At 30.1% G+C, this 23,360-nt stretch carries 27 protein-coding genes, 1 tRNA gene and 1 pseudogene; 20 read left to right on the top strand and 9 right to left on the bottom strand.

All coding sequences use genetic code 11. The annotated features are described in order from the left end of the window. Positions 1 to 85: 85 nt before the first annotated feature. From moaA to PG912_RS00350, 9 genes are all read left to right on the top strand, one after another. A complete protein-coding gene (gene moaA, locus PG912_RS00390) occupies positions 86 to 1,078 on the top strand; it encodes a GTP 3',8-cyclase MoaA (protein WP_275688041.1) in 993 nt (330 codons plus the stop codon). A 53-nt stretch (positions 1,079 to 1,131) separates the two neighbouring features. After that, on the top strand, positions 1,132 to 2,322 hold the full coding sequence (locus PG912_RS00385) for a molybdopterin molybdotransferase MoeA (RefSeq protein ID WP_275688040.1): 1,191 nt from the start codon (positions 1,132 to 1,134) through the stop codon (positions 2,320 to 2,322). Positions 2,323 to 2,514: 192 nt separating this feature from the next. After that, complete coding sequence (locus PG912_RS00380; RefSeq protein WP_275688039.1) at positions 2,515 to 2,805, top strand: GIY-YIG nuclease family protein; 291 nt, start codon at positions 2,515 to 2,517, stop codon at positions 2,803 to 2,805. Positions 2,806 to 2,995: 190 nt separating this feature from the next. Then, entirely contained in the window at positions 2,996 to 3,286 is a 291-nt protein-coding gene (locus PG912_RS00375) for a GIY-YIG nuclease family protein (RefSeq protein WP_275688038.1), read from the top strand. 219 nt (positions 3,287 to 3,505) lie between these two features. Then, on the top strand, positions 3,506 to 3,982 hold the full coding sequence (moaC, locus tag PG912_RS00370; protein ID WP_275688037.1) for a cyclic pyranopterin monophosphate synthase MoaC: 477 nt from the start codon (positions 3,506 to 3,508) through the stop codon (positions 3,980 to 3,982). Beyond that, the gene (locus PG912_RS00365; protein WP_275688036.1) at positions 3,975 to 5,090 is read left to right on the top strand and encodes an NTP transferase domain-containing protein; all 1,116 of its coding nucleotides are present in this window, start codon (positions 3,975 to 3,977) and stop codon (positions 5,088 to 5,090) included. Before moaC ends, PG912_RS00365 begins: the two co-directional genes overlap by 8 nt. 647 nt (positions 5,091 to 5,737) lie before the next feature. Further along, positions 5,738 to 6,175, top strand: a complete 438-nt coding sequence (locus PG912_RS00360) for an ATP-dependent zinc protease family protein (protein WP_275688035.1) — start codon at positions 5,738 to 5,740, stop codon at positions 6,173 to 6,175. Further along, positions 6,175 to 7,050: a 30S ribosomal protein S6--L-glutamate ligase gene (rimK, locus tag PG912_RS00355; protein ID WP_275688034.1), complete on the top strand. Its 876-nt coding sequence runs from the start codon at positions 6,175 to 6,177 to the stop codon at positions 7,048 to 7,050. The genes PG912_RS00360 and rimK overlap by 1 nt, the downstream gene beginning before the upstream one ends. Next, complete coding sequence (locus tag PG912_RS00350; RefSeq protein ID WP_275688033.1) at positions 7,040 to 8,014, top strand: succinylglutamate desuccinylase/aspartoacylase family protein; 975 nt, start codon at positions 7,040 to 7,042, stop codon at positions 8,012 to 8,014. The genes rimK and PG912_RS00350 overlap by 11 nt, the downstream gene beginning before the upstream one ends. 66 nt (positions 8,015 to 8,080) lie before the next feature. Here PG912_RS00350 and corA read toward each other — a convergent pair whose 3' ends face one another. The 3 genes from corA to PG912_RS00335 all read right to left on the bottom strand — a co-directional run bounded on the left by corA (position 8,081) and on the right by PG912_RS00335 (position 10,177). Beyond that, complete coding sequence (gene corA, locus PG912_RS00345; RefSeq protein ID WP_275688032.1) at positions 8,081 to 9,136, bottom strand: magnesium/cobalt transporter CorA; 1,056 nt, start codon at positions 9,134 to 9,136, stop codon at positions 8,081 to 8,083. A gap of 29 nt (positions 9,137 to 9,165) precedes the next feature. Next, a complete protein-coding gene (locus PG912_RS00340; protein WP_275688031.1) occupies positions 9,166 to 9,579 on the bottom strand; it encodes a VOC family protein in 414 nt (137 codons plus the stop codon). A 91-nt stretch (positions 9,580 to 9,670) separates the two neighbouring features. Further along, positions 9,671 to 10,177, bottom strand: a complete 507-nt coding sequence (locus PG912_RS00335; RefSeq protein ID WP_275688030.1) for a mechanosensitive ion channel domain-containing protein — start codon at positions 10,175 to 10,177, stop codon at positions 9,671 to 9,673. A gap of 96 nt (positions 10,178 to 10,273) precedes the next feature. On the opposite strand from PG912_RS00335, the gene PG912_RS00330 reads away from it, so the two are divergent. The 4 genes from PG912_RS00330 (at position 10,274) to PG912_RS00315 (ending at position 12,414) form a co-directional block, all read left to right on the top strand. Beyond that, positions 10,274 to 11,104, top strand: coding sequence for a universal stress protein (locus tag PG912_RS00330; RefSeq protein ID WP_275688029.1), 831 nt, complete (start codon positions 10,274 to 10,276; stop codon positions 11,102 to 11,104). A 349-nt stretch (positions 11,105 to 11,453) separates the two neighbouring features. Further along, entirely contained in the window at positions 11,454 to 11,783 is a 330-nt protein-coding gene (locus PG912_RS00325; RefSeq protein ID WP_275688028.1) for a hypothetical protein, read from the top strand. Between the two features lie 18 nt (positions 11,784 to 11,801). After that, the gene (locus PG912_RS00320) at positions 11,802 to 12,176 is read left to right on the top strand and encodes a hypothetical protein (protein WP_275688027.1); all 375 of its coding nucleotides are present in this window, start codon (positions 11,802 to 11,804) and stop codon (positions 12,174 to 12,176) included. Then, positions 12,166 to 12,414 carry a hypothetical protein gene (locus PG912_RS00315; protein ID WP_260585548.1) on the top strand — a complete coding sequence of 83 codons (249 nt, stop codon included), beginning with the start codon at positions 12,166 to 12,168 and terminating at the stop codon, positions 12,412 to 12,414. Before PG912_RS00320 ends, PG912_RS00315 begins: the two co-directional genes overlap by 11 nt. An 89-nt stretch (positions 12,415 to 12,503) precedes the next feature. On the opposite strand, the gene PG912_RS00310 is transcribed toward PG912_RS00315, so the two are convergent. Next, positions 12,504 to 12,585 (bottom strand) — tRNA-Leu (locus PG912_RS00310). A gap of 123 nt (positions 12,586 to 12,708) precedes the next feature. On the opposite strand from PG912_RS00310, the gene PG912_RS00305 reads away from it, so the two are divergent. The 3 genes from PG912_RS00305 (at position 12,709) to pth (ending at position 14,973) form a co-directional block, all read left to right on the top strand. Beyond that, complete coding sequence (locus PG912_RS00305; protein ID WP_275688026.1) at positions 12,709 to 13,650, top strand: ribose-phosphate pyrophosphokinase; 942 nt, start codon at positions 12,709 to 12,711, stop codon at positions 13,648 to 13,650. Positions 13,651 to 13,674: 24 nt separating this feature from the next. Continuing rightward, complete coding sequence (locus PG912_RS00300; RefSeq protein ID WP_275688025.1) at positions 13,675 to 14,268, top strand: 50S ribosomal protein L25/general stress protein Ctc; 594 nt, start codon at positions 13,675 to 13,677, stop codon at positions 14,266 to 14,268. Positions 14,269 to 14,331: 63 nt separating this feature from the next. Beyond that, entirely contained in the window at positions 14,332 to 14,973 is a 642-nt protein-coding gene (pth, locus tag PG912_RS00295; protein ID WP_408648400.1) for an aminoacyl-tRNA hydrolase, read from the top strand. A 70-nt stretch (positions 14,974 to 15,043) separates the two neighbouring features. Here the strand turns inward: pth and PG912_RS00290 are convergent, their stop codons facing one another. The 4 genes from PG912_RS00290 to PG912_RS00275 all read right to left on the bottom strand — a co-directional run bounded on the left by PG912_RS00290 (position 15,044) and on the right by PG912_RS00275 (position 17,904). Beyond that, positions 15,044 to 15,493: a 6-pyruvoyl trahydropterin synthase family protein gene (locus tag PG912_RS00290; protein ID WP_275688024.1), complete on the bottom strand. Its 450-nt coding sequence runs from the start codon at positions 15,491 to 15,493 to the stop codon at positions 15,044 to 15,046. A 107-nt stretch (positions 15,494 to 15,600) separates the two neighbouring features. Next, the gene (locus PG912_RS00285; RefSeq protein WP_260585553.1) at positions 15,601 to 15,756 is read right to left on the bottom strand and encodes a hypothetical protein; all 156 of its coding nucleotides are present in this window, start codon (positions 15,754 to 15,756) and stop codon (positions 15,601 to 15,603) included. A gap of 21 nt (positions 15,757 to 15,777) precedes the next feature. Then, complete coding sequence (locus tag PG912_RS00280; RefSeq protein WP_275688023.1) at positions 15,778 to 16,545, bottom strand: enoyl-CoA hydratase/isomerase family protein; 768 nt, start codon at positions 16,543 to 16,545, stop codon at positions 15,778 to 15,780. A 24-nt stretch (positions 16,546 to 16,569) separates the two neighbouring features. After that, positions 16,570 to 17,904, bottom strand: coding sequence for an MATE family efflux transporter (locus PG912_RS00275; protein ID WP_275688022.1), 1,335 nt, complete (start codon positions 17,902 to 17,904; stop codon positions 16,570 to 16,572). A 136-nt stretch (positions 17,905 to 18,040) separates the two neighbouring features. On the opposite strand from PG912_RS00275, the gene PG912_RS00270 reads away from it, so the two are divergent. Beyond that, positions 18,041 to 18,835 (top strand): universal stress protein, encoded by a 795-nt coding sequence (locus tag PG912_RS00270; RefSeq protein ID WP_275688021.1) that lies wholly within the window; start codon positions 18,041 to 18,043, stop codon positions 18,833 to 18,835. 134 nt (positions 18,836 to 18,969) lie between these two features. Here the strand turns inward: PG912_RS00270 and mutS are convergent, their stop codons facing one another. Further along, positions 18,970 to 21,579: a DNA mismatch repair protein MutS gene (mutS, locus tag PG912_RS00265; protein WP_275688020.1), complete on the bottom strand. Its 2,610-nt coding sequence runs from the start codon at positions 21,577 to 21,579 to the stop codon at positions 18,970 to 18,972. A gap of 64 nt (positions 21,580 to 21,643) precedes the next feature. On the opposite strand from mutS, the gene PG912_RS00260 reads away from it, so the two are divergent. The 3 genes and pseudogenes from PG912_RS00260 to PG912_RS13765 form a co-directional block, all read left to right on the top strand. Continuing rightward, positions 21,644 to 22,174, top strand: coding sequence for an RNA methyltransferase (locus PG912_RS00260; RefSeq protein WP_275688019.1), 531 nt, complete (start codon positions 21,644 to 21,646; stop codon positions 22,172 to 22,174). A gap of 227 nt (positions 22,175 to 22,401) precedes the next feature. Next, positions 22,402 to 22,542 carry a hypothetical protein gene (locus PG912_RS00255; protein ID WP_275688018.1) on the top strand — a complete coding sequence of 47 codons (141 nt, stop codon included), beginning with the start codon at positions 22,402 to 22,404 and terminating at the stop codon, positions 22,540 to 22,542. A gap of 684 nt (positions 22,543 to 23,226) precedes the next feature. Next, positions 23,227 to 23,325: pseudogene (locus tag PG912_RS13765) on the top strand (hypothetical protein); the annotation flags it as partial. Positions 23,326 to 23,360: the final 35 nt, after the last annotated feature.

Here is a 23,360-nt window from a genome sequence, read left to right as displayed (position 1 = left end):
CTTTATTTTTTCAGTAAACTTTATCATAATAAAACTATGATAAATGGCAGGAAATAATTGAATCATTAAACCGTATCTTTGTTATATGAGCAAACTTATTGATAATTTTGGTAGACAAGTCAGCTATGTTCGACTGGCTGTAACCGATCGTTGTAACCTACGTTGCCAATATTGTATGCCCGCTCATGGTATTGATATTGTGCCACGAAAAGAGCTATTAACTTATAAAGAAATGTACCGTCTTATTCGCGTACTTACCGAATTAGGGGTTAACAAAGTTCGTTTAACAGGTGGCGAACCCTTTGCACGTAAAGATTTTATGTCGTTTTTAGAGATGCTATCCTACAACGATTTATTAGAAGAAATTAACATTACTACAAACGGAGCATTAGTTGCTAATCATATAGAGACTTTAGAAAAGTTAGAGAAAATAAAAAACATCAATTTAAGTATTGATAGTTTAGACACTCATAAATTCGCGAAAATTACACGTCGCGATGTATTTCCAGAAGTATATAAAACTTTCGAGTTATTAGAAAACAGCTCATTAAACTTAAAGTTAAATGTAGTGGTACAATCTGGTTTTAATACAGATGAGATAAACGATTTTGTGGCCTTAACAAAAGATAAAAACATTGCAGTTCGTTTTATTGAAGAAATGCCGTTTAACGGAAAAGGACAGCGTGATATTAAAGAAAACTGGAATTATAATAAAATTATAGCAGAAATAAAATCTAAATATAACGTAGAAAATATAATTTCAGAAAAATCATCTACTTCACGTAATTTTTCAATAGAAAACCATCAAGGAACCGTAGGGATCATTCCTGCTTTTACACGTACTATTTGTAACGATTGTAATCGAATAAGAATTACTTCAACCGGTACTTTTAAAAATTGTTTGTTTGATGATGGTGTTTTTAACTTGCGCGATTTTATTCGTAACGGTGCAAGTAACGACGATTTAAAAGAACTTTTTTTATCTCTGATAAAAGAAAAGCCCGAAAATGGATTTATAGCAGAAGCAAATCGTAAAAAAGGAAGTGTTTCCGAAAGTATGAGCACAATCGGTGGTTAATTTTAATGTAATAATACGTCATTCTGAACTTGTTTCAGAATCACATCAAGAATATGATTTCAGTACAAGAAGCAAAAAATATAATATTACAAAATACAGTAGATTTTGGAATCGAGGAAATTCCGTTTATAAAATCTGTTGGTAGAGTTTTAAAAGAAGATATTATTGCTGATAGAGATTTTCCTCCTTTCAACCGTGTTGCTATGGACGGAATTGCAATCAATTATTCTTATTTTAAAAATAAGCAACGTAACTTTAAAATTGAAGGCATTCAGCCTGCAGGGAGCAGGCAATTATCTATGCAAAATTCGGCAAACTGTATAGAAGTAATGACTGGCGCTGTATTACCTAATAACTGTGATACCGTAATTCGTTATGAAGATGTTGTTATAGAAAACGGAATTGCAACAGTTACTGTTGATGTTATAAATGAACATCAAAATATCCATCCAAAGGGAAAAGACAAAGTACAAGGAATTGTTTTAATTAACAAAAACACTATTATTTCTCCTGCTGAAATCGGTGTGATTGCTACTGTGGGTAAATCGACTATTACTGTAGCCAAACAACCGAAAGTAATGATTATTTCTACTGGCGATGAATTGGTTGATGTGTATGAAATTCCTTTAGATTATCAAATAAGAAGGTCTAATGTATACACGTTGGTTTCGTTATTAAATGAACTGAACATTCCTTCTGAAACAGCACATATTACTGATAATAAAACTATTTTAAAAGAGAAGATTGCTTGTTACCTACAAGAATATGATGTGCTTTTATTTAGCGGAGCGGTAAGTAAAGGTAAATTTGATTTTTTACCCGAAGTATTAATCGATTTAGGTGTAAAAAAGTTGTTTCATAAAGTTGCACAAAGACCCGGAAAACCTTTTTGGATGGGACAAACTGATAATTGTAAAGTATTTGCTTTTCCCGGAAATCCTGTTTCTACCTTTGTAAATTGTTTAGTCTATTTTTATCCGTGGTATTATAAATCAGTAAACGTAAAACAACCTGAAGAAACGGCAATTTTAGCTAACGATATTGTATTTAAACCTAATTTAACGTACTTTTTACAAGTAAAATTAAGTTATCGTTTTGGACATTTAATTGCAACTCCTATAAAAGGAAATGGTTCTGGAGATTTAGCTAGTTTAGTAGCAGCTGACGGGTTTATAGAAATATCAAAAACAGAACAAATTGAATTAAAATCAGGAACCGTTTTTCCTGTAATTAGGTATAAATAATGCCTTCTCGATACCAATTTGATTTTTCCTATCGGACATCAAATTCACTCGAAGTGACAATTTGTTTATAAATATCATGTTGTTTTTATTAAAAATAATTACTTTAAAACAGCATCTAACCTGTCAGTTCGAGTAATTTTATTGAAATGACAATGGAAATAAAAATGTATTGAGAACTCTTATGAGATTAAAATGAAAATCTACTATGTGTACATATTAAAATGTGCTGATAAATCATATTATACTGGTTTTACATCTAACCTTAAGCAACGATTAGTTGAACACAAAGAAGGAAAGTACAAAGAAAGTTATACTTATAAAAGAAGACCTTTAGAATTGGTTTTTTATTGTGAATTTACAAATGTAGAAATGGCTATTGAAAAAGAAAAGCAATTAAAAAAATGGTCAAGAAATAAAAAAGAAGCGTTAATAAATGGCGAATTTGAAAAACTTCCTAATTTAGCAAAGAAGAAATTTAAATAGCTTCTCGATACTAATTTGATTTTTCCTATCGGACATCAAATTCACTCGAAGTGACAATTTGTTTATAAATATCGTGTTGATTTTATTAAAAATAGTTACTTTAAAAACAGCATCTAACTTGTCAGTTCGAGTAATTTTATTGAAATGAAAATGGAAATAAAAATGTATCGAGAACTCTTATGAGATTAAAATGAAAATCTACTATGTGTACATATTAAAATGTGCTGATAAATCATATTATACTGGTTTTACATCTAACCTTAAGCAACGATTAGTTGAACACAAAGAAGGAAATCACAAAGAAAGTTATACTTATAAAAGAAGACCTTTAGAATTGGTTTTTTATTGTGAATTTACAAATGTAGAAATGGCTATTGAAAAAGAAAAACAATTAAAAAAATGGTCAAGAAATAAAAAAGAAGCGTTAATAAATGGCGAATTTGAAAAACTTCCTAATTTAGCAAAGAAGAAATTTAAATAGCTTCTCGATACTAATTTGATTTTTCCTATCGGACATCAAATTCACTCGAAGTGACAATTTGTTTATAAATATCGTGTTGATTTTACTAAAAATAGTTACTTTAAAAACAGCATCTAACTTGTCAGTTCGAGTAATTTTATTGAAATGACAATGGAAATAAAAATGTATCGAGAACAACTGTTACTTTTAACAACCTATTCTAATATTTAGAAACTAAAAATGAACAAATTCACCCATATAAACGAGCAGAATCAACCTAAAATGGTGAATGTTTCTGATAAGAAAATTACCAAACGAACTGCAATTGCAAAAGCTACGATGTTTTTAGGATCAGAAATTATTTCTCATTTTAAAAAGGATGATTTAATTACTAAAAAAGGACCCGTTTTTCAAACGGCAATTATAGCGGGTATTCAGGCAGTAAAAAAAACATCCGATATTATTCCGATGTGTCATCCGTTATTAATTAACGGAGTAGATATTGATATAAATATTATCGACAATGAACAATTAGATGTTTTTTGTAAAGTAACTATTGAAGGAAAAACAGGTGTTGAAATGGAAGCTTTAACAGGCGCATCAGCAACTTGCTTAACAATTTATGATATGTGTAAAGCTATCAATCAAGAAATGGTGATTAAAGAGGTTAAATTAGTTGAAAAAACTGGCGGTAAATCGGATATTAAAAATGGATAAAAAACATCAAAAACACGCAAATATCACCAAAAAATTAAATGATAATTTTGCAAGCAATGAAGTTGCTATTTTAGGAACTAAATGTGGTGTTATTGCAGAGTTAGTAAACAAGGTTTCAACTAAATTATCAAACTATAACTTAGCGTATTTTGATGCTTCTCACGCAAAAGATCTTGATAAAAACATCGTAACCGAATATACCTTTCACCATGAAGGTAATTTACAAGTAAACACAACCTCAAGCGTTAATAAGTTTGAGCAACGTTTACAGTTTATTAATCATGATTTTGTGTTTATAAACGGAAATCATTATCAAGGTGCCAAACAAATTTTAATTTTAGATGATGAAAAAGAAGCATCTATAAAAAAACGTTTAGATCAAATTACCAACATCCAATTTATTGTAAAACTAAATTCGGATACTAAGATTTTTGATTGTTTATTAGAAAAATTTCCACTGATAGAAAATACAACTTGTTATATGATTCAAGATGTTGATAAAATTACAAATCACATTGAAAATTTAATAAAAGAAAATATTGCACCTGTTAAAGGACTGGTATTAACTGGCGGAAAAAGCACCCGAATGGGAACAGATAAATCTGAATTAGATTATTATGGAAAACCTCAAAAAGAATACGCAAAAGAACTCTTAGAAAACAATGCTTTAGAAACCTTTTATTCCGTACAGTTACCCGCTAACAAATCAACCGAAATTCACGATACATTTTTAAACCTAGGTCCTTTTGGCGGAATTTGTTCTGCCTTTCAAAAAGATCCTAATTCAGCTTGGTTAGTAGTTGCTACAGACCTTCCTTTTGTAAATGATGACTTAATTCAGTTGTTATTACAAAAACGAAATCCGAGTAAAATAGCAACAGCTATTAAAGGAAAAAGCAAAGAATTTCCTGAGCCTTTAATTACCATTTACGAACCAAAGGCGTATACTAAATTGCTACAATATTTAGCACAAGGATACTCGTGTCCGCGTAAAATGCTAATTAATTCTGATGTTGAAATTATTGAAATTGATGACCATTTGATTAGAAATATTAATACGCCAGAAGAATTTAGAATCGCTAAAAAAGAGATTCATAAACATGAATAAACTCATAATAATAAAAGGTGGGCAAAAACATTTCATTTTTAGGATTATAGCGGCTATTCTTTATGCTTTTGCTCTTTATATTTTAGCGCAATTTTTCATCAATACATCAATATCAACTGTCGAAAATTACACAATCTCTTTTTTACATGTTCTAAAATTCGAAGTGTATCTTATAACACTTGCTCTATTAGCTTCAGTTGTTAATAATCATCATTTTAATATTAAAGACAAAACATATCGTAAATATTATTCTGTTGGCCTTTAGGTTATGGAAAATGGCAAAATATAAGCAGACTTACTTACGCATCAATTTATTTAAATAACAACGATATTTACGAAGTAATTATTTGGGATGAAAACAATGATCGTTTTAAAATTTCATTTCATAAATTAGAAAAAGATGCTGTAGAAACAGCAAAATATGTAGCCGATAAATTAAGTATTGATTATTATACAAAATAAGATGTGAGCAATTACAAAAATAAGTTAACAAGCTGTTTTTAAGCACTCTGTTTATAAATAATGTAATTCTATATCTTTTAAATAGAAAATAAGTAACATTATTTCGTTTTACTAATTTTGATGAAATATTTATATTTTTTTATCAATAACTATTAGTAATTTTACAACTCCTATTTTATATATAAATGAAAATAACAATTGGTCGAGTAGATAAGGCTGATTTTCCAGAATTATCGCTCTCAGGAATCGATTTAAAGATTGATTCAGGTGCATACACCTCTTCAATTCATTGTGCAAATGTTGAGGAAATAAATGTAGGTGGTGAAAATTTGATTAAATTTACGTTATTAGATCCTGAACATTCTTTGTACAATAACAAAGAATTTAAAACAAAAAAATATAGCTCAAAAGCTGTAAAAAGTTCGAATGGAATTTCAGAAATGCGTTTTTTAATTAAAACTGAAATATTTATTTTTGATACATTATTTCCAATTCACCTAACTTTAACAGAAAGAAAGGATATGAAATTCCCTATATTACTAGGCAGAAAGTTTCTAAGTAAAAAATTTATCATAGACACAGCAAAAAAGAATTTATCTCACAAATTAAAACACAAAGAATAATGAAAATTGTAATTTTATCTAGAAACCCAAAACTATACTCTACAAGTAGATTAGTTAAAGCTGCTGAAAAAAGAGGGCATGAAGTTTTGGTGGTAGATCACTTAAAATGCAATATTGAAATTGAAAAAAAATCTCCAAAAATATTTTATAAAGGAGAGTATTTAAACGATATCGATGCGATAATACCTAGAATTGGTGCTTCTGTTACTTTTTATGGTACCGCAGTTATTCGTCAGTTTGAAATGATGAAGGTTTTTACTGCCGTTTCTTCAACAGGTTTGGTAAGATCTAGAGATAAGTTAAGTAGTTTACAAAAACTAGCAAGAGCCGGGGTAGGATTACCTAAAACTGTTTTTACAAATTATACTAAAGATGTAGAACATATTATCGACTCTGTAGGTGGGGCTCCATTAGTATTAAAACTATTAGAAGGTACTCAAGGTTTGGGTGTTGTTTTAGCAGAAACACAAAACGCAGCAACTTCTGTACTAGAAGCTTTTAATGGTTTAGGCGCAAGAGTAATTGCGCAAGAGTTTATTAAAGAAGCTGGTGGTGCAGATATTAGAGCATTTGTAGTAGATGGAAAAGTAGTAGGCGCCATGAAACGTCAAGGAAAAGAAGGAGAGTTTCGCTCTAATTTACACAGAGGAGGTAATGCTAACATTATCGAGTTAACCGACGAAGAAGAAAGAACAGCTTTAAAAGCAACAAAAGCCATGGGCTTAGGTATTGCTGGTGTAGATATGCTACAATCATCTAAAGGACCTTTGGTTTTAGAAGTAAATTCATCTCCAGGTTTAGAAGGGATTGAAATTGCAACAGGAAGAGATATTGCCAAAGAAATTATACGTTATTTAGAATTAAATGTTGAATAAACCTTTTGTTCTTTTAGGAAAAGAAATTCCTGAAGGGCAACGTACTGTTTTAGATTTAAAAATCGCCAAATTACATACACGAACCACTGTAAACGTTCCTATAATTATAGAACGTTCTCACAAACCTGATCCTGTAGTTTTATTACTTGCAGGTATTCATGGAGATGAGACCAACGGTGTCGGAATAATTAGAGAAGTTATCAGTTTAGGAATTAACAAACCTAAAAATGGAACCGTTATTTGCATTCCTGTTTTTAATATTTTTGGCTATTTAATTCAAACAAGAGAATTTCCTGACGGAAGAGATCTAAACAGAATGTTTCCTGGAACTGTAAACGGTTCTTTAGCGAGTCAGTTTGCGTATCAATTCTCGAAAGAAATTGCGCCTTTTGTAGATTATGTAATAGATTTTCATACTGGTGGTGGCGAACGTGATAACATTGCGCAAATAAGATGTAGCAAGGGTGATGAAAAGGCCTTAGAATTGGCGAAAGTTTTTAATCCGCCAATGATTGTTTTTTCTAACAACATAAAAAAATCTTTAAGAGATACATTACACAAAATGGGTAAAACTGTTTTGCTTTTTGAAGGTGGAAAATCAAAAGATTTAAACCCCACTATTATTAACGAAGGTGTAAACGGAACCAAAAACATATTGATTCATTTGGGTATGATTAAAGGTGAAATTACTGTTAGGGCTACTCCCGTTTTTGTACATAAAGCAAAATGGTTACGCGCTTCAGATTCTGGTATGTTTAAAGTAATCGCGAAAAACGGAACTTTTGTGAAAAAGAAAGAAGTTTTAGGTATTATTCAAGATCCTTTTGGTGAATTTAAAAAGGTGGTTTATGCGCCATTTAACGGGCATATTTTTTGCATCAATAAAACACCTATCGTAAATAAAGGAGACGCTTTGTTTCATTTGAGCATAGAAGAATCTGTTATCTCTAACGACAACTTTTAAAACTTACAATTAATACTTCCTATCATATTATAAATTATAGAAGTTTATAATATGATAGAAGTAATATTAAAACCATTTTTTTCTTTTAAAGAAATACAACAATCCGAAGAAAAGAAAAATCATAAAACCCCACAAAATATAATATCCATTTGCATAGTGTAATTCAGGAATATTATCAAAATTCATCCCGTAAATACCTGCAATAAAAGTTAAGGGTATAAATATGGTAGAAATTACAGTTAATACTTTCATTACCTCGTTCATTCTATTACTAACACTTGTCATATACATATCCATCAACCCCCACAACATATCTCTATATATTTCTATGGTTTCAATAACCTGAATTGTGTGGTCATATAAGTCTCTAAAATAATTTAGCGTTTTAGATTTTACTAGTTTGCTTTCGGCTTTTTCAAGTTTACTAACGATCTCTCTTAAGGGAAAAATCGAACGTCTTATTTTTAAAGCTTCTCTTTTTAACGCCTGTATTTCTTTAACAGTATCGTTATTGGGATTTGTAAACAAAAGTTCTTCTAATTTTTCAACTTTCTCGCCCATGGTTTCTATAATTAAAAAATAATTATCTACCACAGCATCCATTAAAGCATATAATAAATAATCAGAGCCATTACTTCTTATAATACCTTTTGATGTTCTAATCCGCTCTCTAATACCATCAAAAACATCTTCTTCAGACTCCTGAAAAGAGAGTACATATTTATCTCCAAGTATAATGCTAATGTGTTCTACTTTTAAATGTTGGTTTGCATCATAATACAACATCTTAAAAACTACAAAAATATAATCGTCATATTCATCTATTTTTGGTCTTTGATTAATGTTTACAGTATCTTCTAATATTAAAGGATGCAACTTATAGTGGTTTCCTATTTTTTGAATAGCATCTACATTATTAAGTCCGTTTATATTTATCCAAGTAGTTGTCTCAGTTTCTTTATAGCCAAAGCAGCTTTCAATTTTATTTATTTTCTTTTCCTCTAAAGAATCTTTTGTATAATCAAAGGCATTGATAAATAACTGAGTACTTTCTTTATCTCCTGTATAAGTGATTGTGCCAGGAGGAAGCCCTATTTTTTTCTTAAATTTAGATTTTTTCATTTTAGATAAATTAAATAACACTTGCTCTTTTACATCATAAACATTTCATCTTCTTCTATAAAAGTCTTAAATTCTATTGTGTAACCATTAGGGTCTTTCACGAAAAAAGAAACGTGTTCGCCGTTTTTATCTTTTAAAAATGTTTTTGTTATAATTGTTTCTGATGACCAATGATTAATTCTGTCATGCATTTTTTCCCATTCTTCAGCATCTAAAACAATTCCGAAATGAAAAGAAGGTAGCACATCTTTTTCAAAGGTATAATTAGGATAATCGAAATTAAATTTCTCTACTAAAACATAGGTCAATTGGTTGTTAAATAAATTTATGTCTAACCAATCGCTGGTTTCCCTACCACAATTTAAACCTAAATCTTCTGTATAAAATTTTTTAGTTTCCTTAATATTTATACAAGGAAGCGATAAATGGAAAATAGATGCCATGTTTTTAAGCTTTTTTTGATAATCTTTCTGTTAAATAAATATACTATTTTAGCTATTTAATAAGAAGTAGACTTCTTTTGAAAAATACAAATTATTTTTGATTTTGTATCAACTCAATACTTTTATAAAGTATTACTGTATTTGGTATTGTTATTTTTCTATTTCCTTCTGGGATATATAACAATACATAAAAACCCGTAATATTTTTAACCTCACCTGTTAAATCATATTCTTTATCTATAATTTTTATAGTATCTCTTATACGCATTGGATGGTAAAAAAACAAAATTACACTTGCTGTTAAGTTAGACAAGATAGACCATTGTGCAAAAAAACCAACACCTAATACTGCTAAAATAGAAGATGCAAAAACACCTATTTGCTTAAATTCTATTCCTAAAATTATAAGAACTAAAAAAAATGCAAACACATAATAAATTAAGTAAAAAAGGTTGAGGATTATTTTTCTTCTATGCGGTTCTATAGCATTTTTAATTACATAACTTTTGGTTATTTTTTTAGTTAAAATAACTAAAACAGAAAGCACAATTAATAATATTAATAGTAGAATGTATTTGTTCAATAAAAAATTACTCATTATTGTTTTAATTGCAAAATTATGTTTTTATTTTTTTTATAATTGATTTTATTTTGAAAAAATTATATTTGATAAATCAATTGTAATCAACTTATTATGAAGAATATATTAATTCCATATGATTTTTCTGAAGAAGCTATTAATGCTTTAAACTATACTAAAAAACTTTTTAAAGGTTTAGATATTTGTATTTATTTGTTAGATGTTTATATCGCTGAAAAACCACATTTATTAAGCACCGAAAAAAGTGAAGAATGGTTTAATGAAATGGACAATGAGATTGAAGAAGAATCAAAGTACCTAATTGACATTCTTAATAAAGAAACGGAAAATTTCGAATATCAATTTATAATTAACTCAACCTCGTTAATAAAAGCAATTAAAGAAGCTGTTTCTGATAAAAAAATAGATTTAATAATTTCTGGCACAAAAGGAGCTAGAAGTTTAAAAGAAACTTTTATTGGCACAAATACCATGAAAATTATTAACACTATTAATAATTGTCCGATATTAATTGTGCCAACAAACTATAAATACAAACTGTTACATCAAATAGTATTTTCAACAAATTATAAAAGGCCTTTTAATAATAAAGAATTGAAATCGTTGCTTCAATTGAGTATTTTAAAAGATTGCCCAATTGAAGTTATAAATCTTTCTGAAGAATACACTTTAAATAGTAAACAGAAAGCGCACAAAATGCAGTTAAGAGAAATTTTTAAAGACTTAGGCGTAGAATATAAAAAAATAGATTGGGACGACTCTGAAACTAATACTTTAGAAAACTATATAGAAAAAACAGAAAGCGAATTATTAGTTTTAATAAATCATAAGCACAATTTTTTAAATCGCCTTTTAGAAGAAAACGTGGTTAAAAAATCTGCTTTTCACAGTAAAATTCCATTATTAATTTTACCAGAGCTATAAATAATTTAATCATTAAAAAATCTTTCTGTTTTCCCTCCACTAATCAACAATATTAATGAGTAAAAAATCTTGTAGCGATTTTTTTATTTTTATTACATCTTAATTAAAACTATTAAAAAAAGAATATATAATCATATGTTAATCATTTTTAAGTTAAAATTAGTTTTTTAGGTTCTCTTAAAGTAGAACAATGGCAAACTACTTAATTACAGCTAGTTTGGTAAATTAATTTTTATTTTAGCTAGCACTATTGAAAAATATTATAGTACAATAATTTAATACTATTATGCTATATTAAACTATTACCTATGCATTAACTTTGGTTACTCTCAAAAACAGAGAAATAAAATTGGAGCTAGAAAAACTATTAAAAGAAACAAAATCAAAAGCAATTTTCCTTTTAAAAGACAACGGAGAAACTATTGATTTTTACCCTAAAGAAAATGAACTGGGTGATTTGCAAGATAAAATAACAGTGTTTAAAGCCACTATTTTTAATATGAGCAATCATTTTTTCAGTAATTATTTTAATACGGAGTTGAAAGAAATTATTTTAAAGTCTAATAACGAAAACATACTTATTATTAAACATAAAGAATATATACTATGTTTTTTATCAGACAATAGTATAAATGTAAGTTTATTAGAACTTATTTTAAAAAAAGAATTTAACCACTAACTATAAAACACTAAAAAAATGCAAGAAATTTTAGACAAATTAGTAACTAACGTAAAAGAAAACATTTCAGGATACATCGGAATTAGCGTTGCTGAAATGGCCTCAGGAGAATCACTTATTTCAGACTCTGCTTTAGACGGTTTTGATCCTGCTTTAGCATGTGCTTACAATGTAGAAATTATTAATGCTAAACGTAAAGCAATGAAAGCTTTAGGGTTAGAGGAGAATTTAACCGATATTCACTTTAACTTAGAGACTCAAATACATATCATTAATATTTCTCCAAGTGGTGATTATTTCGTCTACTTAGCTGTTGACTCTAAAAAAGCAAATTTAGCGCTTACTAGAACGCTTTTAAACAAATATAAACAAGAGTTAAACAATGAGCTATAATGCCATTGAGGTAACTAATTATAATTTTGAGAACACATTTGTTGATTTTATAAATTCTTATCAAGAAGCTTATAAAAACAATGTTCTACAAAATGCACCAGCCCCCCTAGAAGTGCAAAAAAATACTTCAGAGAAAAGAGATATTAAAACAATACTTGAAGATTTCTTTTTTTCTCCAAAATATGATAACGTTTTGGATGCTATTGGTTTTGGAAACACAAAAACTGTAGAAGGTTAAAAAAAAGCGAGAATTTCTTCTCGCTTTTTTTTGTTCAAATTATCAACCATTAAAAAACCTCAACTATAAATAGTTGAGGTTTGTATTTGTACTCGAGGCGGGAATCGAACCCGCACTTCCGAAAAAACTGGATTTTGAATCCAGCGCGTCTACCAATTCCGCCACTCGAGCATTAAGTAGTCTGCAAATCTATAAAAATATTTTAATTAATTCGTTTAAAAATAACTTTTAAACTCTCAAAATAGTTTTACTTTTGCAGTAACAACAACACTAACTATAAATACAATTTTGTAAATGGCTACAGATCAAATAAGCCCAAAGATTTTTGCTTGTTCTCAAAGTACCGAACTAGCAGCGCAAATTGCTAAAGAATACGGAGTAGCACTTGGTAATGTAAAAACAACACATTTTAGTGACGGTGAATTTCAGCCTGCATTTGAAGAATCTATAAGAGGACGAAGAGTGTTTCTAATTGGTTCTACTTTTCCTTCAGCCGATAATTTAATGGAAATGTTATTAATGTGTGATGCTGCTAAACGTGCTTCTGCAAGACATATTACTGCTGTAATGCCATATTTTGGATGGGCTCGTCAAGACAGAAAAGACAAACCTCGTGTAGCTATTGGTGCAAAATTAGTAGCAAAATTGCTAGAATCAGCAGGAGCTACAAGAATTATGACCATGGATTTACATGCGGATCAAATTCAAGGTTTTTTTGAAAAACCAGTAGATCATTTATTCGCTTCTACCATATTTTTACCATATGTTAAGAGTTTAAAATTAGATAATCTTACTATTGCTTCTCCAGATATGGGAGGATCTAAAAGAGCATATGCATATTCTAAATATTTAGAAAGCGATGTAGTAATTTGTTACAAGCAACGTGAAAAAGCTAATATAATTTCTCACATGGAATTAATTGGTGATGTAAAAGGTAAAAATGTAATTCTTGTTGATGACATGATCGATACGGGAGGAACACTTACTAAAGCTGCCGATTTAATGATAGAAAGAGGAGCTTTAAGTGTGCGTGCAATTTGTACACACCCAATACTTTCGGGCGATGCTTATGACAGAATTCAGAATTCGAAATTAACGGAGCTAATTGTTTCTGATACAATTCCTTTAAAAAAGAGTGTATCTAAAATAAAAGTGGTAACTTGCGCCACTTTATTCGCTGATGTGATGCATAAAGTTCAAGACAATACATCGATTAGTGGACAATTTTTAATGTAAATAAATTTAACAAACAAAGAAGTAATGAAATCAATTACAATCAACGGATCACAAAGAGAAAGCGTAGGTAAAAAAGCAACTAAAGCCTTACGTAATGCTGGACAGGTTCCTTGCGTATTATACGGAGGAAAAGAGGCGGTACACTTCTCAGCAGAAGAAAAATCATTTAAGCCTTTAGTATTTACTCCAGATGTATTTACTGCTACGATTGAAATAAACGGGACTAAATACAGTGCTGTTTTACAAGATATCCAATTTCACCCAGTTACAGACAGAATTTTACACGTAGACTTTTATCAAATCTTTGAAGACAAAGAATTGACTATGGAAATCCCGGTACGCTTAACAGGTACTGCTAAAGGTATCACATTAGGAGGGGCTTTACGTCACAACTTACGTAAATTAAGAGTAAAAGCTTTACCAGCTAATTTACCTGACTTTATTGAAGCTGATGTTACTAGATTAGAGATTGGAAATAAATTATATGTTACTGAATTAAAGAATGATAACTATTCTTTATTACACCCAGATAACACAGTAGTTGCTCAAGTACGTATGTCTCGTAACGCAGCGAAAGCAGCAGCAGAAAGTACTGATGATGCTACTGCAGAAGCATAAGAAATTGTACTACAATTTTATAAAAGCGTTACCTTTGTGTAACGCTTTTTTTATTTTTACCGCATGGTTTTAAACTCATTATTTAAAAAGTTACTTAACTTTTCTAAAACACATTCAACAGATACAGCGCAACATTCGATGAAGAAATTTTTAATTGTAGGTTTAGGTAATATTGGTGATAAATATGACAATACACGTCATAATATAGGTTTTAAAATAGTAGATGCCTTTGTAAAAGAGCACGATGCTAGTTTTGAAACTGAAAAACTAGGTGATATTGCCAAATTAAAAATCAAAGGAAAAACAGTAATCGTTTTAAAACCGAGTACTTATATGAATTTAAGTGGAAAAGCGGTAATGTATTGGATGCAACAAGAAAATATTCAAGTTGAAAACTTATTGGTAATTACTGATGATTTAAATATCGATTTTGGAAAACTACGTATAAAACCAAAAGGTAGTTCTGGCGGACATAACGGATTAAAAGATATTCAAGATAAATTTAATACAGGTGCTTATCCTCGTTTTCGTTTTGGTGTTGGTGCCGATTATGGCAGAGGCCGCCAAGTAGATTATGTATTAGGCGAATGGAACAAAAATGAAGAAAGCGAAATGATTGAACGCATACCAACTTCTGTTAACGCTATTACTTCTTTTATTACAGCCGGAATGGCTAATACGATGAATGAATTTAACGGTAAATAATTTTTCTTATAAACATAAAAGGCTCAACGTTAATTAACGTTGAGCCTTTTATGTTTATTCTTTTCAATTCTTAATTATCACTTGCAAACCACTCTGCAAAACTTGTATCAGTTTCTTGTAGTTTTATAGCGTGAAGTTTAATATTTTTTGGAAGTCTGTTTTTAATTTTTGAAGCAAAATCAATTACCATCATTTCACTTGTTGGTTGATAATCTACCAAAATAACATGATGACCTCTATCTTTTAATTCTTTAGCCAACTCAATATGAGGTGTGTTTTTATTAAACACGGTAGCATGATCAAAAACATCAACAATCTCTTCTTTTACAATTTTCTTTAAATCTGTAAAATCAATTACCATTCCGTATTTCACATTCGTGTTATCAGTAATAGGTTGCCCCATTACGGTTACAGAAAGCTTATAACTATGACCGTGAACATTTTTGCATTTACCATCATAACCATATAAAGCATGGCCTGTTTCGAAACTAAATTGCTTTGTGATTCTAATATTATTCACTATCTTTTGTATTTTTTATTACCTCTGTATTTGTTGTAAAAATATACAATTGCTACCCCTGCTGCTAAAATGGCAAATAAATAATCTCCTCCCATAATTTACGTTTTTTATTCGCCAAAAGTACGAATTTGTTTTACAATTTTTGTTAATATCCAAACGAAACCTATAGAAATAACAACTCCTATAGCTATTGATACTATCGGGTTATGATAAATCCATCCACCTAATTCATATCCTATTTTATAACTTTCTGTTTCTTCCATCTGTTTATTTAAAAATGATTTTTATTTTTTGAACTTTGCCAATGCTTTTTTAGTGAAATCAGATAATACCAACTTACCTGACGTTTCGGCTCTTTCTATCAATAATTCTTGCCAATACTCAGTTCCTTTCCACAATGCCCTTTTCATTTCTGATAAGGCTTCTGGATTATAAGAAGCCAATTTTTCAGTAAAAAGAGTTAACTCTTTATCTAAATCGGTAATAGAATCAAAAACACGCGCGTATAAACCTTTCTCTTTTGCCCAATAAGCATTTTTCCAATTAGAAGCATCTAGAGTTAATTCTGCTAAGCCACTCACACTAATTTTACGCTCTACAGCAGGCGCAATTACAAACGAGCCAATACCTATTGTAAATTCAGATAATTTAATAGAAGCGTGCTCAGTTGCCAATACATAATCACAAGCTGCTGCTAAACCAACTCCACCACCAACAGTTTTTCCTTGCACCCGACCTACAATTAATTTAGAACAACGACGCATTGCATTTAACACGTTTGCAAAGCCCGAAAAGAATTGTTTTCCATCTTCCAAATTATCAATTGCAACGAGTTCATCAAAAGAAGCACCTGCACAAAAAGCACGATCTCCTTCAGATTTTAAAACGATTACTGATACTTCATCGTTACTCGATAATTTATCAAATTCATTCGCTAAACGCGCTAACAATTCACTCGGAAACGAATTACTTGCCGGATGCCCGAATTCTACTACTGCTATTTTATTTTCAATATGCGTATATAAACTTCCGCTTTGTCGAGTTGTTGTCATTTTGAGATTATTTTATCCTCAAAATTACACTTTTTGTGAGCGTGATAAAAACGTATTTCTAAATTTAAAAATTAAAGGAATTCCACGAGCTATTATCCAAGCAAAAAAAGCAATCCAAATAGCATGCAATTTATAATCTATCGAATCAAAAAATAATAAAGTCGGAATAAAAACTAGTCCTGTTGAAAGTAATAATACATTTCTTAAATATTTCATTTCTCCCATTCCTTTAAACATTCCGTCATAAATAAATGCTATCGAACAAATTGGTTGCATTACTAAAATAATCCAAAAAGTATTATAAAACTCAGTTAACACTTCTTGTTCTTGTGTAAAAATATTTCCAATAAAATTATAAAACCCAAATCCGACAAGTGCTAAAATGCTACCAAATGCAAAACCATAAATAATTAGTTTATTGCCTAATTTAACTAAGTTGGTATAATCTTTTGCTCCTAATAATTTTCCAGACAATATATTTCCTGCGGATGAATATCCATCAATCATAAAGGCGCCCATTAACCATAAATTAAGTCCGATTGTATAAGCAGCAATATATTCTTTTCCGTATGAGGTTGCATAAGAAGTTGCAAAATACAACGCCGTATTTAAAGCGATTGTACGAACAAATAGATTTAAAATCATATTTATAAACCTCGGAATTTCTTTATTAAAAGGAAGCTTGAATTTTAATGAAATATCGGTTTTTATTACTAATAAACACCCCGAAATAAGTGCCATTACAATTTGTGCTATTACACTTGCATAAGCAGCTCCCGCAATATTCATTGCAGGTATATAACCCTCTACACCGTATACTAAAACAACATCAAATACTATATTTACTGCAGTACCAATAATAGCGATTAGCATTGGATAATAAGTGTTTTGTAGCCCTCTAAAAGTACCGAAAACAGCAATTACAAATAGCGTAAACGGAAAACCAAAAACACGTATTTTATAGTAATCTATCGCATATTCTAAAATAGTACCTGAAGCATTGTAAAACTGAAATATTTCTTTCGTAAACGGATAACTAATTCCTAAAATAATTAAACTCGTTATCAATATTATTAAAATTGCTTGTGCTGGTAAATTTTTAACCTCGTCTAATTTATTAGCGCCAACATATTGTGAAATGATAGACGAAATTCCGCTACGAGCTTGCCCGAAAACCCAAATAAGCATCGATAAAAAAGCACCTACAATTCCGATTGCAGCAATACTTTCTGTTGCATTATAATCAATATTTCCTACAATTGCTAAATCTGTCGTAGACAATAAAGGCTCTGCAACTCCCGCTATTAAAGCCGGAAAAGCGAGTTTGTTAACTTTTTTAAAACTGATATCGTAACTCATATTCTCTTATTCACAACAAAAGAACAGTTATTCTTGTACACTAAGAAGTAAATCTGTTAAAATAACCTATTTTTAGTATTAATTATCTTTGTATATTACTTGCTGTATCAAAATTATAAAGCCACAAAAATATTTTATGAAACATATATTAGTTCCTATTGGTTCAACAGACAACTCAATAAATACCTTACAATATGCAATAGATTTTGCCGAAGCTGTGAATGCGAAAGTATTTGTAATGCGCGCCTATAAAGTATTATCAAAAGCAGGAGCTTTTGTAAATGCTGATGATACGATGCAGCGAGAAACAAATTTATATTTACGAGCGATGATTAATGCTGTTGACAGAAAAAATGTAACTATAAAAATGATTTCTGCTAAAGGAAATGTGTTAGAAAGTATTACCTCTATAAACAGAGAATTAAATATCGATTTAATTATTATGGACTCTAAAAGTAATTCTATTAAAGACGAAATGTTTTTAGGAAGTACTTCTGGTAGTATTTTAAAACAAACCGATATTCCTATGTTGGTTGTTCCTGAAGGTTATAAATTTATTCCTATAAAATCTGTGTTAACCGCTTTTAAATCGGGAGTTATGAATAAAAAAAACGTGCTAGATCCTTTGCGTAAAATTTTAGATACTTTTGTTGCTTCATCTAATTTATTGTTGGTAAAAACACCTAACTATACCGAAGAAGATTTAGTTTTAGATGCCGCATTAAAAAGCACTCAAAACAATTTAACGGTTACAGAAAACGCTACTACTTTTCAAGGAGTGTTAGAACATTTTCAAGCCCACAATCCTGATTTATTGTGTGTGTTTAGAAGAAAGAGAGGGTTTTTTCAAAAACTTTGGGAAAGTAATACAATTCTAAAAAAAGAATTTCATTGTAGTATTCCTTTACTTGTTTTAAGAGGAAAATTATAATATTAACAAACTGTTTAGAGAGGTTTTAAGCCGTTATTCTGAACTTGTTTCAGAATCAAATCATACCGACAACCAATTTGTATGAGAACCTGAAATAAATTCAGGTTGACGAAAATTGATCTTTCTAAACAGTTTTACTTTTTCACCAACATTCGCTTAATTTCATTCAACTTCATTAAAGCTTCAATTGGCGTAAGAGTATCAATATTTGTCGCTAAAATTTCGTCACGAATATCTTCTAACAAAGGATCGTCTAATTGAAAAAAGCTCATTTGCATATCTTCGTGTTGGCTATCTTTTAAAACCTCTTTTACTTCTTTATGAGCGTTATTTTCCTCTAATTTTTTAAGAATTTTTTGCGCTCTACTAATTACCAAATTCGGCATTCCAGCAAGCTTAGCAACATGAATACCAAAACTATGATTGCTACCACCAGCAACCAATTTACGCAAGAAAATAATACTATCTTTTAATTCTTTTACTGATACATTAAAGTTTTTAATTCGCTTAAACGTCGTTGTCATTTCATTTAATTCGTGATAATGCGTAGCGAATAGCGTTTTTCCTTTTGATGGATGCTCGTGTAAATATTCGGCAATAGCCCAAGCAATTGAAATTCCGTCGTAAGTAGAAGTTCCTCTACCAATTTCATCTAACAATACCAAACTACGTTCTGATATATTATTTAAGATTGATGCGGTTTCGTTCATTTCAACCATAAAAGTAGATTCTCCCATCGAAATATTATCACTCGCTCCTACTCTGGTAAAAATCTTATCAACAATACCAATTCGGGCATTCTGAGCCGGAATATAACTTCCCATTTGAGCCAACAAAACAATTAAAGCTGTTTGACGTAATATGGCTGATTTACCCGACATATTAGAGCCTGTAATCATGATTATTTGTTGCTGGTTACGATTTAAAACCACATCGTTTGCAATATACTCTTCGCCAATTGGCAATTGTTTTTCTATTACTGGGTGACGCCCATTTTTAATTTCTATATCTGTGCTGTCATCCATCATCGGACGAACATAGTTGTTATCTATTGCCAATTGAGCAAACGACAATAACACATCTATCTTTGCAATATTTTGAGCATTTTGCTGTACTGGCTTTACAAAGCCAATAATAAACTGAACTAGTTTCGCAAAAATATCTGCTTCTAATTGCTGAATTTTCTCTTCGGCTCCTAATATTTTTGTTTCGTATTCCTTTAACTCTTCGGTAATATAACGCTCGGCATTTACCAAAGTTTGCTTACGAATCCACTCTTCAGGAACCTGATCTTTAAACCTATTTCGAACCTCAATATAATAGCCAAAAACGTTATTAAAGGCTATTTTTAAACTCGTAATACCCGTGTGTTCTATTTCGCGAGCCAACATTTTATCTAAATACTCTTTACCTGAATTAGAGATACTTCTCAGTTCATCTAACTCTGTAGAAACTCCGCTTGCAATAGCATTTCCTTTATTAATATTCACCGGAGCTTCTTCTAAAACTGAAGCAGTAATTTTATCAATTAATAGTTTACAATCGTGTAATTGCTTCCCTATTTCTTGTACTGTTTTGTTATTCGTTTTTTCTGCGGATGTTTTTATCGGAAGAATTGCTTTTAACGAATTTTTTAATAAGATAACCTCTCTAGGAGAAACCTTACCTGTGGCTACTTTCGAAATCAACCTTTCTATATCTGAAACCTGATTTAATTGATACGCAACAGTTTCGAAAAAAGCATCATTATCTATTAAAAACTTCACCAATTCATGGCGTTTTTTAATCTGCTCTAAATCTTTTAACGGTAATGCCAACCAACGCTTTAACAACCTTCCTCCCATAGGAGAAATTGTTTTATCAATAACGTTTAATAACGAAACAGCATTTACATCATTTCCGCCGTATAACTCTAAGTTTTTAACGGTAAAACGATCCATCCACACATAATTATCTTCAGCAATTCTGCTTATCGATTGAATATGTTCTATTTTATTATGTTGTGTTTCCGACAAATAATACATAGCTGCACCACCAGCAACAATACCTTGCTCTAATTCTTCAACTCCAAATCCTTTTAAATTTTTAACTTTAAAATGATTACTTAATAATTCGTTTCCGTATTCCTTTTGAAAAACCCAGTCTTCTAAATAAAAAGTATGAAAACGATTGGCGAACAATTCTAAAAATCGTTGTTTATTTTTTTTCTCAACCAACACTTCACTTGGCGTAAAGTTTTGTAACAATTTATCGATATACTCTTCGTTTCCTTGCGCAATTAAAAACTCTCCTGTAGAAACATCTAAAAAAGAAACACCTACTAATTTTTTTCCAAAATGTACTGCGGCTAAAAAATTATTCGATTTTGATTGTAATACCTCATCATTTAAAGCAACACCCGGAGTAACCAATTCGGTAACACCACGTTTTACAATCGTTTTTGTCATTTTAGGATCTTCTAACTGATCACAAATAGCAACACGTAATCCCGATTTTACTAATTTAGGCAAATAGGTATTTAACGAATGATGCGGAAAACCAGCCAAAGCAGTTTCGCTTTCGCTACCGGCACCTCTTTTTGTTAAAATAATTCCTAAAATTTTAGATGCTTTTACTGCATCTTCACCAAAGGTTTCGTAGAAATCTCCCACTCTAAACAGTAACATTGCATCCGGATATTTAACTTTAATTCCGTTGTATTGTTGCATTAGCGGAGTTACCTTTTTTGCCTTTGTTTTTGCCAACTTTTTAGATTTTTTCAATTAGTTTTGCGAAGATAAATATTCGATTTTAAAGTTAACATTATTTATGAGAAAACTAAAAAATAGTGAGTTAGGTAGAATTACGGTTGATGAGTTTAAACAAACCGAAAAAACACCCATCATTGTCGTGTTAGATAATATACGTAGTTTAAATAATGTGGGATCGGTTTTTAGAACTTCGGATGCTTTTTTGATTGAAAAAATATATCTCTGCGGAATCACAGCTACTCCGCCAAACAAAGAGATTCATAAAACAGCTTTAGGAGCTACCGAGTCCGTTGCATGGGAACATGTTGAGAGTACAATTGAGTTAGTTGAAAAATTAAAACAAGATAACGTTAAAGTATTAGCCATTGAGCAAGCTGAGAATAGTACGAAACTAAATAAATTTACTCCCGAAGCTAATCAAAAATATGCCGTTGTAATGGGAAATGAAGTAAAAGGCGTACAACAAGAAGTAGTTTCTGCTGCCGATTTTTGTATTGAAATTCCGCAATTAGGAACTAAACATTCCTTAAACATCTCTGTTAGTTGCGGTGTTGTACTTTGGGATTTATTTAATAAGATGACTTCATAAATATACGACATTACGAAAGAAGTACAAACGAAGTAATCTCATGTTTTGAAACCATCTATGTTACAGATTGCTTCGTGCCTTGCAATGACGAAAGGTTAAAAACGCAATGACATATAAAAACGCAACATCATAAAAAACAATTAATTCTTTGTGTTTTTATTTTAAACAAGCTAATTTAGTTGCCTTAATTAGTCCCCCACTAAAATTTTTAATTAAAAACTATTACTATGGAAAACAAAAACTTACAAGAAGTGGCAATGACTTTAAGTCCTGACGGAGATACTGGTGGAAACGGAAGTGTTGGTACTGGCGGAACAGGAGGTACTGGTGGTGGCAGTGGTAGTAGCCAAGGTGGCGATGGTAAATAAACTTATTTATAACACCTTGTTTAAAACAAGGTGTTTTTTATTTTATGACTAAAAATTTTCTCTTATTTTCTCTTATTCTTTTCATTCAATTTTCTTTTTCATACAATAGAGAGTTAGATTCTGTTAATTTCTATTTAAAAAAGGCAAATAACATTTATATCCCAAAAACATTCCTTTTCTTAAAAAAGCAGTTTTTTATGCTAATGAATCTGGCATTGATTCTTTAATAAAAAAAACTAATTTTCTATTAGGTACTAATTCTTATTTTAGTAACTCAACAGAAAACCTTCTTTTTGCTAATAAAAACATTCATAAACTTTTCTTAAAAAACAAAGACTCCACTTTACTAGCAAAACACCTACACTTTAAAGCTTTAGAGCACAAAATTTTATTAAACATTGATAGTGCTTTTTTTTATTATCATCAATCTAAAAACATCTCAAAAAACTTAAAAGACTCTTTAGCTGTAGGAAGGCGTTTACTAAGCCTTGCTAATTTACAACGCCAAGCAAGAGATTATTTAGGTGGTGAAGTAAGTGCTATAGAAGCCTTACAATATTTAGAACCTATTAAATCGAATAAATATTTAGAAAGAAATTATACTATTTTAGGTTTAGTCTCAGATGAACTAAATCAAAAAAAGAAGCTTTATTTTATTATAATAAAGCATTAAATTATAATAAAATAAACAATAACAATATTGGGTATTTATATATTATAAATAACATAGGACATCTTTATCAAAATCAAAACAACCACCAAAAAGCTATAACTTATTTTAAAAAAGGATTAGCCTTTGATAGTATTAAAGAAAAATA

It is taken from the genome of Tenacibaculum retecalamus (assembly GCF_027941755.1).
Lineage (GTDB): Bacteria > Bacteroidota > Bacteroidia > Flavobacteriales > Flavobacteriaceae > Polaribacter > Polaribacter haliotis_B.
This window is presented reverse-complemented; position numbering and strand designations above follow the sequence as displayed.